The organism is Actinomadura roseirufa, from assembly GCF_900659635.1.
In the GTDB taxonomy this organism is placed as follows: domain Bacteria; phylum Actinomycetota; class Actinomycetes; order Streptosporangiales; family Streptosporangiaceae; genus Spirillospora; species Spirillospora roseirufa.
Genome location: NZ_CAACVB010000255.1, coordinates 1 through 10,484, shown reverse-complemented (window position 1 = coordinate 10,484; position 10,484 = coordinate 1). Strand labels below are relative to the sequence as shown.

Annotated in this window: 10 protein-coding genes; 6 read left to right on the top strand and 4 right to left on the bottom strand. The window is 71.2% G+C overall.

Annotation, left to right across the window (positions count from 1 at the left end):
- Window positions 1-1,120 (top strand): ABC transporter permease (locus E1291_RS33860; RefSeq protein ID WP_131742148.1); only part of this gene is annotated, 1,120 nt, incomplete at its 5' end.
- A gap of 370 nt (window positions 1,121-1,490) precedes the next feature.
- Here the strand turns inward: E1291_RS33860 and E1291_RS33855 are convergent.
- Complete coding sequence (locus E1291_RS33855) at window positions 1,491-2,288, bottom strand: SAM-dependent methyltransferase (protein WP_131742147.1); 798 nt, start codon at window positions 2,286-2,288, stop codon at window positions 1,491-1,493.
- A 149-nt stretch (window positions 2,289-2,437) separates the two neighbouring features.
- Complete coding sequence (locus E1291_RS33850; protein WP_131742146.1) at window positions 2,438-2,860, bottom strand: hypothetical protein; 423 nt, start codon at window positions 2,858-2,860, stop codon at window positions 2,438-2,440.
- Window positions 2,861-3,162: 302 nt separating this feature from the next.
- On the opposite strand from E1291_RS33850, the gene E1291_RS33845 reads away from it, so the two are divergent.
- Window positions 3,163-3,783, top strand: coding sequence for a dihydrofolate reductase family protein (locus E1291_RS33845; RefSeq protein WP_131742145.1), 621 nt, complete (start codon window positions 3,163-3,165; stop codon window positions 3,781-3,783).
- A 144-nt stretch (window positions 3,784-3,927) separates the two neighbouring features.
- Here the strand turns inward: E1291_RS33845 and E1291_RS33840 are convergent, their stop codons facing one another.
- Window positions 3,928-5,334: an APC family permease gene (locus E1291_RS33840; protein ID WP_131742144.1), complete on the bottom strand. Its 1,407-nt coding sequence runs from the start codon at window positions 5,332-5,334 to the stop codon at window positions 3,928-3,930.
- A 149-nt stretch (window positions 5,335-5,483) separates the two neighbouring features.
- On the opposite strand from E1291_RS33840, the gene E1291_RS33835 reads away from it, so the two are divergent.
- Both E1291_RS33835 and E1291_RS33830 read left to right on the top strand, forming a co-directional pair.
- Entirely contained in the window at window positions 5,484-6,188 is a 705-nt protein-coding gene (locus E1291_RS33835) for a TetR/AcrR family transcriptional regulator (RefSeq protein WP_131742143.1), read from the top strand.
- On the top strand, window positions 6,185-7,294 hold the full coding sequence (locus E1291_RS33830; RefSeq protein ID WP_131742142.1) for a DmpA family aminopeptidase: 1,110 nt from the start codon (window positions 6,185-6,187) through the stop codon (window positions 7,292-7,294). The genes E1291_RS33835 and E1291_RS33830 overlap by 4 nt, the downstream gene beginning before the upstream one ends.
- Before the next feature lie 55 nt (window positions 7,295-7,349).
- Here the strand turns inward: E1291_RS33830 and E1291_RS42540 are convergent, their stop codons facing one another.
- Entirely contained in the window at window positions 7,350-7,526 is a 177-nt protein-coding gene (locus E1291_RS42540; protein ID WP_165495417.1) for a hypothetical protein, read from the bottom strand.
- 474 nt (window positions 7,527-8,000) lie between these two features.
- Here E1291_RS42540 and E1291_RS33825 point away from each other — a divergent pair, with 474 nt between their 5' ends.
- Both E1291_RS33825 and E1291_RS33820 read left to right on the top strand, forming a co-directional pair.
- Window positions 8,001-9,002, top strand: a complete 1,002-nt coding sequence (locus E1291_RS33825) for a helix-turn-helix domain-containing protein (protein ID WP_131742141.1) — start codon at window positions 8,001-8,003, stop codon at window positions 9,000-9,002.
- 949 nt (window positions 9,003-9,951) lie between these two features.
- Complete coding sequence (locus tag E1291_RS33820; RefSeq protein ID WP_131742149.1) at window positions 9,952-10,224, top strand: MerR family transcriptional regulator; 273 nt, start codon at window positions 9,952-9,954, stop codon at window positions 10,222-10,224.
- Window positions 10,225-10,484 lie beyond the last annotated feature (260 nt).

Below are 10,484 nucleotides of genomic sequence, written 5' to 3'. Positions count from 1 at the left end.
CCGGCTGGCCCGCGCGAACGTCCTGCGCGACCCGCGCCGGGCGGCGGCCACGGCCGGGGCGCTGATGGCCGGTGTCGCGGTGGCCACGGCGATGGCGGTGACGGTGGCGTCGGCCGCCGCCTCGTCCGCCGCGAACGCGGACCGGACGCTGGGCGCCGACTTCACCGTCGGCGGACGGCGCTCGGAGGCGCACTTCGGCGGCGAGGTGTCCGCCGCCGCCGGACGCGTCCCGGGCGTCGCGCGGGTGGGGCGGGAACGGATCGTCCCGGCGACGCTGACCGCCCCGGGCGGACGCGTCCAGCTGAAGGTGTACGGCGCCGAACCCGGTTTCACCCGGATGACGCGCCAGGTCTACACGGCGGGCTCTGCCGAGCGGGCCGTCGCCGCGGGCGAGCTGATCATGGTGGACGAGGTCGCGCGGAACCTCCGCGCCGGGCTCGGCGACACCGTCACCGTGCAGGCCCCCGGCGGCCCGGCCCGGCCGCTGCGGATCGGTGCGATCCAGCGGGCCGAGCCGCCCGGCACGACCGCCGGACGCTACCGCGCCGCGCCGACGGTCAGCCTGGCGACGCTCGCCGTCCTGGCCCCGGACGCGTCGGACTCGACCCTCTACGTCACGCTGGCGCCCGGCGCCGACGCGGCCCGGACCGGCGCCGCCCTGAAGTCCGCGCTCGCCGGATACCCGCAGGTCACCGTGCAGGACCGCACCGCCTACAAGGCGTTCGTCCGGCACCGGACGGACGGCATGCTGGCCCTGGTGTACGCGCTGCTGGCCGTCGCGATCGTGATCGCGCTGCTCGGCGTGGCCAACACGCTGGCCCTGGCGGTGACCGAACGCACCCGGGAGATCGGGCTGCTGCGCGCCGTGGGCCTGTCCCGGCGCGGGCTGCGCCGGACGATCGCGCTGGAGTCGGTGCTCCTGGCCCTGTTCGGCGCCGCGGAAGGGCTGCTCCTCGGCGCGGCGTGGGGCGCCGCGCTGCCCCACGACACCCTGGCGGTCCCGTGGCTCCCGATCATCGTGATCACCGTGGCCGCGGTGCTCGCGGGCGTGGCCGCCGCGGTGGTCCCGGCCGCGCGAGCGGCGCGCCTGAACGTCCTGGACGCCATCGCGGCCTCCTGAGACACCTCCGATGTCGAGAGCAACCGCACAACGGCGGCATCACGTCGGAAATCCGCGCGTTCCATCCTCCAAATGACAGTCCGAGGTGGGTTCGCGGCACGGTGGAGGTCACGTCCGCATGCTGGAAGGGACCCGACGATGGCGAATGGCGAATGGCGAACGGACCCTACTGCGCGGCGCGACGCTCCTGACGATGGATCCCGCGATCGGCGAGCGCCGGGCGCGCGGTGGTGCGCGGCGGCGTCCCGGTGGCGGACACGGGGGAGTTGACCGCCCGGCTGCGCCGTACCGCCGAGCGCCTGCGCCGGGACGGCGTCCTCCCTGGGACGGGCCCAGGGAGGTGAGCGGCGCAGTCCGGTGAGGGGCTTCGCTATGGCTTACGTGCGGCGGCGGCGAACATGTTGGTCGCGGTGTCGGGAAGCGGCTCGTCGCCGGGAGCAGGGTTCCAGCGGGGCATCGGGACCACCCCAGGGGGCAGAAGCTCCAGACCGCTGAAGAGAGCCTCCACCTCGGAGCGGCCACGCAGGTACATGGGGATGCCACGGCGGGTGTACTCGCTGGCCAGGCGCTCCGACTCCGGGGCGAGGTCACCGGTGGGGATGGTGACGGCCAGGTAGCTGCCGGACGCGAGCGGTGCGAGGAGCGCCTCCACCAGGCTTTGCGCGTCCTCCACGAACTGGAGCATCGCGATGACGGTGAGGGCTACCGGCTCGGTGAGGTCGACGGTCTCGTGCAGGACGGGGTCGCCGAGAAGCTCGTCCGGGGAGCGCAGGTCGGCCTGGATGTAGGCGGTACGGCCCACGGGCGTGCTCGTCAGCAGCGCCCGCGCGTGAGCGAGGACGATCGGATCGTTGTCCACATAGACGATCCTCGCGTCCGGCACCGTCTCCTGGACGACCTCGTGCAGGTTCGGCGAGGACGGGATGCCCGTGCCGACGTCCACGAACTGCCGCACCCCGAGACCGGTGAAGTACCGCGCCATCCGGTGCATGCAGGCCCGGTTGGCGAGCATCGAGGTGCGCAGCCCCGGCCAGTCCGCCAGGACCTGCGCCGCCGTCTCCCGGTCGGCGGCGAAGTTGTCCTTGCCGCCCATGATGTAGTCGTAGACCCGCGCCGAATGCGGCCGGTCGGTCTGCAGATCGGTCTGGTCGAGCCGGTCCTGCGACATATCTACGCCGAGCCCTTCGCTTCCGGGTGCCGCGCCGCCGCCACGGCTTTCACCCTCCTGAGACGAGAACTATAGCCACGTGATCGAAAAGCGGGTGAAAACGGAGAAAAGAATATCGTCGGGGCCTTTTGCGGTGCGGGGCCGCGCCGTCACCATGCGGAGTGGACGCTGAGCGCGGGCTGAGGGAGGAACGGCAGGTAATCGCCACGGTAAGCCGTACCGAGGTACGCGCCGGTGCAGTCCGGCCCCGCGTACGCGCTGAGGATGACATCGATTCCGATCCCGCCCGGATGACTGTTGGCGATCGACTGAAGGGGGAAGGGCGCCTTCTGGCACCCTCCGCCCGCCCTGAACGTCGTCAACGAGCCCTCGAACCTGGGTCCCGACCAGCCGCACAGTGAGTTCGGAGGGCATTTCGAGAGTCCGTGGGGCGAGTCCGCGGCCGCTACCGGCACAGATGCCAGCGCAGTCGCCGCAGTCGCGGCCAGCACGGTCGCGGCCAGCACGGTCGCGGCCACCGCGGTCGCCGCCGGCAGCCTCGCGAGCGCGGCACGAGTCAGGGTCCGTCGCATGGGAGCTCCCTTGATCGGGTCGTCGTGCCCCACACGGTCGCCGCCCCGGACGGCCGCGTCCACACGTCCCCCAAAGATTGCCGAAACCGGACATATCGTCTATCGGGAATGAGAGCGGAGCGCCGGGGGAGATTCGTGGGACGGCGATGAGTTCCGGGTCCGAGACTGGTCACAGCCAGGGAGCACCACGACAACGCCGACTAGTACCGACAACGCCGACCACCATGACAGGGCCGTCCCGCCATGACGAGGCCGACCCGCCATGACAGGGCCGGCCGATCAACGGGGCCAAGGAGCATCGAATGCGAAAGATCACCGCGGGGCTGTTCATCTCGCTCGACGGGGTCATCGAGGACCCGCAGGACTGGCACTTCCCGTACTTCAACGACGAGATGGGACGGGCCGTCGACGCGCAGCTCGGCTCGGCCGACACCATCCTCCTCGGCCGCAAGACCTACGACAGCTTCGCGGGCGCGTGGCCCGACCGCGAGACGGCCGGCGGCGAGGACGCCGGCATGGCCAAGGCGCTCGGGGACGCCCGCAAGGTCGTCGTCTCCAACCAGAAGCTCGAGTTCACCTGGCGCAACTCCGAGCAGCTCCAGGGCGACCTCATCGAGGCGGTGACCGCGCTGAAGAACGAGCCGGGCACCTCCGACATCGGGATGAGCGGATCCATCTCGCTGGTCCGCCGCCTCCTGGCCGAGGGCCTCCTCGACGAACTGCACCTCCTCGTCCACCCGATCGCCGTGCGCAAGGGCCAGCGCCTGTTCGAGGACGACCGGACGCCGCTGCCGCTGAAGCTCCTGTCGTCCACGACGTTCACCACCGGCGTCGTCCACCTCGTCTACACCCTGGACGACAACGCCCCGACCGGCACCTACGACGACGCCAAGGCCCACCTCCCCCAAGACGAGAACGCCTAGCCGACCTGTGGTCAAAGCCCGACAACCGAAGCCCGTTCACACCCGCGCCCGGGTGCCGCCGATCAGTGGCGGCACCGAGGCGCGGGGGCGTGACGCGGGGCTGTGACGTTGGGCTGTGACGTTGGGAAATGCGGCCGGGCGGGGTCAGTCGTCGTCGGCGCCGCGCAGGTGCCAGCCGCCGCGGCGGCGCAGGACCAGGCCGAAGTAGGCCGTGGCGAGGACGATCACCCCGGCGGTGACGAACAGGCTCGGGCGGCCGACCTCCGGGTCCTTGGCGTTCTGGTAGATCACGTACACGAGCGCGGCCAGCGCCGCCACCGGCGCGACCGGGAACAGCGGCATGCGGTACTCGGCGTGCGCGGTCGTCCCGTTGCGCCGCCCGGCGATCACCGCGAGGCACAGCGACCCGTACACCACCACGAGGGACGTTCCGGTGACGACCAGCAGGAACTTCTCGTCCAGGAAGCACGCGGCCGCGCCCAGCACGCCGGCCAGGACCGTCGCGACCCACGGCGTGCCGAACCGGGGGTGGAGCGCGGTGAGCGCCTTGTCGACGCGCGGCGACCAGGTGCCGTCCCGGCCCGAGCTGAAGACCAGCCGGGCGGTGAGCAGCATGATGGCGATCACCGCGTTGAGGATCGCGAGCGCGATGGCCAGGCTGATCACCGTGTTGAGGGTGTCGCCGCCGCGTTCGGTGATGAAGTACTCCAGCATCGTGTCCGAGTGGAGGAGCTTGTCCAGGTCCGGGGCACCGAGCAGGACGGCGGTGATGGGGACGAGCTCCGCCGCCACCGTGATGCCGAGCGCCCACAGGATCGTCCGGGCCACGGCCCGCCGCGCGTCGTGGGTCTCCTCGCCGAAGTACACCGCCGAGCCGTACCCGTTGTAGGAGAAGATCGCGACCGCGGTCGCCGCCGCGATCAGCCCGGCCGACGTGGCGGCGAGGCCCCCGCCGTCCCCCGCCACGACCGGATGCGCGAGCAGATCGGTGAACGGCCGCTCCACGTGCAGGAACCCGAGCCCGGCCAGCACCAGCAGGGCGATCATCTCGATCGCCAGGAAGATCCCGGTGACCAGCGCGTTCACCTTGATATCGAAGATCGCGACGACGGTCGCCAGGAGCACCGTGACCGCCGCGGCGACCGGCCCGTTCAGCCCGTCCACGAGCACCCCGAGATAGGTGCCGACGCCGAGCGCGATCACCGCCAGGATCAGCAGCTGCGTGATCAGGATGAGCCCCAGCACGACGAACCCGGGCAGCCGCCCGAGCGTGCGCCCGACGATCGCGTACTCGCCGCCCGTCAGCGGGTACGCCGACGACAGCTCGGCGTACACGAACGCCATGAAGACGCCGACGACTCCGGCGGCGGCGAAGCTCCAGAACGCGCCGGTGCCCGCCTGCGCGATCACCCCGGGCGCCACGACGAAGACCGAGGACGCGGGCGTGACCGCGGACAGCACGATGAGCAGGGCACCGACCGTCTTCAGCCCCCGGTGCAGTGCGGGGGGCCGGCCGGGCGCGGCGGGGGAGTGGACTTCAGGAGCGGCCATGGGCGCCTCCTCGACGAAAATTCTTTGAACGAGTATCAAAGAACAGCCGTCCCCCAGGTCAAGGACTCGGCCGGTAACGTTCTGGTTTCGCCTGATGGGGCCGGACCCTTGACTTGCATTGTCTGAAGATCGTTCAGACAATGTCGGTCATGGCCCGTCCCAGCAGAGCCCACGAACGGCGCGCCGACCTCGTCGCCGCCGCGCGCCGCGCGGTGGTCGAACGGGGCATGCTCGACCTGCGGCTGCGCGACGTCGCCGAGCGGGCGCGAATGTCGTCCGGCTCGGTCCTGTACTACTTCCCGACCCTCACCGACCTGCTGCGCGAGGTGCAGCGCGAGGCCGTCGACCGGTTCTGCGCCGCGCGCGAGGAGGCGGTGCGGTCCGAGCCCGACCCGCGCCGCCGGCTGGCCGTCATGATCCACAGCGGCCTGCCGTCCGGCCCCGGGGACGAGCTGTGCGTCCTGCTCTACGAGCTCGGGACCGTCGCCCGCCGCGACCCGTCCTACGCCGCCGAGCACATCCGGCTGTTCGAGCGGCAGGTCGGCATCTACGCCGCGATACTGGAGGCCGGCGCCGCCGCGGGCGCGTTCACCCTGACCCGCGACGCCGCGACCATCGCCCGCAACATCGTCGCGCTGGAGGACGGCTACGGACTCCACATCGTGATGGCCGTGCCCGCCGTCGACGCCCCGAACGCCGAGCGGCTGCTGCGCTCCTACGCCGCCGACGCCACCGGCTGCGCCCTGCCCCTCCCCGAAGGAGCCCGTCCCCTCCCCGAAGGAGACCTGGCCCTCCCCGACAGGGACCGACCCCTCCCTGAAGGAGCCCGTCCCCTCCCCGAAGGAGACCGATGACCCGCGCCCGCACGTTCGGCCTGCCGCTGCCGGGGACGCCCGGCCCGCTCAACGCCATTACCGACGTCCCCGGGGTGGAGGTCGGCGTCACCACCCTCATCTCCGGGGACGGCCCGCTGCGTCCTGGCGAGGGTCCCGTCCGCACCGGCGTCACCGCGGTGCTGCCCCGCGGCCGGGCCGACGCGACCGTCCCGTGCGCCGCCGGGATGTACTCGCTGAACGGCAACGGCGAGATGACCGGCGCGCACTGGATCGCCGAGACCGGCGCGCTGACGCTGCCCGTCCTGGTCACCAACACGCACGCGGTCGGCGCCTGCCACCGCGGCGCGATCGCGTGGGCCCACCGCGAGCGGCCCGACGGCCGCGAGTGGGCGCTGCCGGTGGTCGCCGAGACCTGGGACGGCTACCTCAACGACATCGACGGCGACCACGTCCGTCCCGAGCACGCCGTCGCCGCCATCGACGCGGCGCGCGGCGGCCCCGTCCCCGAGGGCTCGGCCGGCGGCGGGACGGGCATGAACTGCTACGGCTACAAGGGCGGCAACGGCACCTCCTCCCGCCAGGTCCGGTACGCCTCGCGGACCTACACCGTCGGGACGTTCGTGCAGGCCAACTTCGGTACCCGCGCCCAGCTCACGGTGTGCGGGGTGCCCGTCGGCGCCGCCCTGGCCGACGACAACCCCATGCAGGACACCGACTGGCTGGGCCTGGCCGGCGCGGGTTCGGTCATCGTGCTCGTCGGCACCGACGCGCCCCTGCTGCCGGGCCAGTGCACGGCCCTCGCGCGCCGCGTCCCGCTCGGCCTCGCCCGGACGGGCACCTTCGGCCAGCATTCCTCCGGCGACATCTTCCTCGCCTTCTCCACCGCCAACCCGGGCGCGCTGACCAGCGGATTCCCCACGGGCGAGGAGGACTACGAGACGATGCGGTTCATCCCCTGGAACCGCATCGACCCGTTCTACGAGGCGGTCGTCCAGTCGGTCGAGGAGGCCGTCCTGAACGCCCTCCTCGCCGCCCGCACCATGATCGGCCGGGACGGTCACCGCTCCCCGTCCCTCCCTCACGACCGCCTCAAATCCCTCCTCACCGCCCGGGGCGTCCTATAAGCCGAACGATTAAGCCGAACGATGTCAGCGGCCGGCTGGACCGAGCCCGCTCGGCCTAGTGGTCGGCGTCTCGCCTGGTCAGCAGCCCCGCGGCGAGGACGGCGAGGCTGACCAGGGCCTCGGCGTGCTCGATGTCGACGCCCTGGTACGGCAGCACCGCGGCGGTCGCCGCCGTGGCGACGACCGTCCCGTCCAAGTGCAGGTGGACGCTCAGTATGCGCCGCTCCCGCATCCGGCCTTCGGTGCCAGGCCCCGGGGCGTCGCCGTTCCCAGAAAGAGGATCTGGCCCCGGCCGACCGAAACGGATGCCGTGCATCGTGTCTCCATCCTGTCGTGATCAACCTTCGGGAGCGGGCTGAGACGGGCGTTGCCCGACGCCGGATCCCTCGGGGAGGCGGCCGGTCGGCGCCCCTGGGTCAGCAGACTCCGATGGGCCCGATGGCCAACAGGACGGCGGACGGATCCGTCCAAGACCAGCCCGAGGTCGATCCGGACGGCGACCACTCCCGGACAGTCCGTGACCAAGTTCCGGCCACCGTACGTCATGACCCATCACTTCCTGTGAACATGGGCCTGTGCAGGCTGAGGTCATCAGCCCGGTCAGGGATGGACGAAGGGGCACGGCATGACGGGGCGGCATGAAGGATCCGGTCACGCACCGGCGGAGGAGGACCCGCGACCAGGGCCCGGGGCCGAACTGGAATCGGTGACCTGTCTGCAAGGGCTGGCCAGGCTCCTGGCCGAACAGCACACGCGGGCCGACGTGTCGCTGCGGGAACTGGAGAAGCTGGCGGACAAGGCGGGCGGAACCCGACTACCGCGTGCCACGTGCGCGGACATCCTCGCCGGCCGCCGGTTCCCCAAGAAGGCGGTGATGAGGGCGTTCCTGCGGGCCTGCCAGGTGTCCGACGACCACCTGCCGCACTGGGAGCGGGCCTGGGAGCGGGTGGCGATCGTTCAGAGCCGCCCGGTCGGTACCCCGGACACGACCGAACCCGCGAGCACCAACCCCACCGAACCCCTCAATCGTGAGCCACCGGCCCCCGTCCCCGACCAGCCGCCCCAGCGGAGCAACACCGAAACGGATGGCAGGCCGCACGTCTGGCGGCGCATCGGCCTCGTCATCGCGCTGGTCGCCACGGCGGTGACGGCCGGTGTGCTCACCTCCGTCCTGGGCGCCCCAGAACCGGCCCGCACCAGGCCCTCCACCGGACACCGCACCCCGCCCCCCGGATGCCCCGTCACCGACGACGGCCGAGCCTTCGGCCCAGGCGGGTCCAGCCGATTCACCGTGACCATCGACCCGGCCAACACGGGAGTACGCCTGACCCGCCGCCTGGACGCGGGCATCGCCACGCAAACCGCCGCCGTCACCCTGGGACGGACCCGCGCCGGGGTATGGCAGCCCCTACCCGTTGAGCCCACCTACCGCTGGAAGGACCAGAGCCTCGACATCGCGCCATCGCTGACGGCCCACCGCCGTTCCCTGACCATCACCAACACCTTCGTCTCCTCCGCCGAGGACTTCAACGAGTTCGCCTACTACATCGACCACAAGGTCAACGGCGTCTGGACACGCGCCGACACCGTCGACATCGGCCCAGACCACCCCACCGGCGAAGCCGCACATCACTACCGCATCACCGGCCAGACCTACGCCGGAACCCGCCTCTTCGACTACCCCAAACACCCCAACACCCCCTGCTAGAGCCGCGTCGAGCTCGACTGAGAAGACACCGCACACCAACCCGGGCAAGCCGGGCCCCTCCCTCACGGCTCATTCCTCACGGCCCCTTCACGGCCACCTGAAGCCCCCTTCGCGCCGCCCGAGGCGTCCATCAAGCACCCGGCCCGATCGTCGGGTCCGCGCGCCCTGGGCAGACAACCGCATCGGCCGACCCGAGAAAACCTGTGCCGACCGAGGTAGATATTCGCGGCAGCACGGGGTACACTTCTTGTCATAGACGAGGAACAAGTCCATGAGACGCGGCAGATGACGAACTGCTCGCACCAATGGATGACGCGAGCCGGGCGTGCCGGGGTCAACGCAGTGGAAGGGACTCCGGCAGCCGGCTTCGCGTCCGGCGGCCAACGGGTCGCCGGCAGCACGAAGGCATGTCGCTGCAACGCAGGAAACGCAGGTAGAGAAGGTAGAGAGAACACGGAAGGAGAGTCTCGGCACCATCGGGATCGCCCGTCGCAGGCTCCAGTCACGCCGCACGGGTACCGCAGCCCCACAGATTGGACGGTGGTCTACGGTCACGCATCCGCGATCCCCGCGCCCCCGCCTCGGGCGGCCAGCGCGGAAGTCAACCGGTCACAGTGCCGGATGATGGTGTTGTACCTCATGGCCCCGGCGCCCCACTTCGGCGCCGGGGCCCCGTCGTCTCCCCACGGCCTGCGCCCGAACATCCGGCCTGCGTCCAGCACGGACACTCGACGACGACAGTACGGAAGGGCTTGTGGAAGTACCTCACCCGATTAGATCCGGCACACACCCGGCACACCCTGCCCCAGACCCTGCCCCGGACACCGCCCAGCCCAGTCCGGTGCCGGACGATCCCGAACCGCAGGACGGCTCCGATACCGAGCCCGGCACCGAGCCCGACAGCAGGCTGAACGACAAGCTCGACGACGAGGACTACCCCGCCTACAGCATGGGCCGGGCCGCCGAGCTCCTCGGTGTCACCCCGGGGTTCCTGCGCGGCCTGGACGCCGCCAAGCTGTTCGTCCCGCAACGGTCGGCCGGCGGCCACCGCCGCTACTCCCGCTACCAGTTGCGCCTGGCCCAACGCGCCCGCGACCTGGTCGACCAGGGCACCGCACTCGAAGCGGCCTGCCGCATCATCATCCTGGAAGACCAACTCGCCGAAGCCAAGCGCATCAACACCCGACTCCAACGGCGCATCGACACCGCCGAGCAAGACTGATCCACCCACGTCCACCGGTCATAAGGGTGACGGGGCCGGGTCGGCAGGTCTTCACCCGCGACGCCCACGGGCACATCCGCTTTCCGCTGGAGAACATGTCCGTCGAGAATGACGATCAGGGTGGCCGACGCACATCTCGATCAGACGGCTGATCCCCGGCCGGCCGCGTCCATGGGAGTGGTGTAAGAAAAGGCCACCCCGTGATCCGTTGTGCTAGTTAAGCAGCGATCGCGTTAATTGTCACTTCGGTATCATTGGTG

Bases quoted from the DNA above. Each gene is read 5' to 3' on its own strand.
- E1291_RS42540 (WP_165495417.1), bottom strand. From the start codon at position 7,526: ATGCGGGAGCGGCGCATACTGAGCGTCCACCTGCACTTGGACGGGACG.
- E1291_RS33850 (WP_131742146.1), bottom strand. From the start codon at position 2,860: ATGCGACGGACCCTGACTCGTGCCGCGCTCGCGAGGCTGCCGGCGGCG.
- E1291_RS33820 (WP_131742149.1), top strand. From the start codon at position 9,952: ATGGGCCGGGCCGCCGAGCTCCTCGGTGTCACCCCGGGGTTCCTGCGC.
- E1291_RS33845 (WP_131742145.1), top strand. From the start codon at position 3,163: ATGCGAAAGATCACCGCGGGGCTGTTCATCTCGCTCGACGGGGTCATC.
- E1291_RS33835 (WP_131742143.1), top strand. From the start codon at position 5,484: ATGGCCCGTCCCAGCAGAGCCCACGAACGGCGCGCCGACCTCGTCGCC.
- E1291_RS33855 (WP_131742147.1), bottom strand. From the start codon at position 2,288: ATGTCGCAGGACCGGCTCGACCAGACCGATCTGCAGACCGACCGGCCG.
- E1291_RS33830 (WP_131742142.1), top strand. From the start codon at position 6,185: ATGACCCGCGCCCGCACGTTCGGCCTGCCGCTGCCGGGGACGCCCGGC.
- E1291_RS33840 (WP_131742144.1), bottom strand. From the start codon at position 5,334: ATGGCCGCTCCTGAAGTCCACTCCCCCGCCGCGCCCGGCCGGCCCCCC.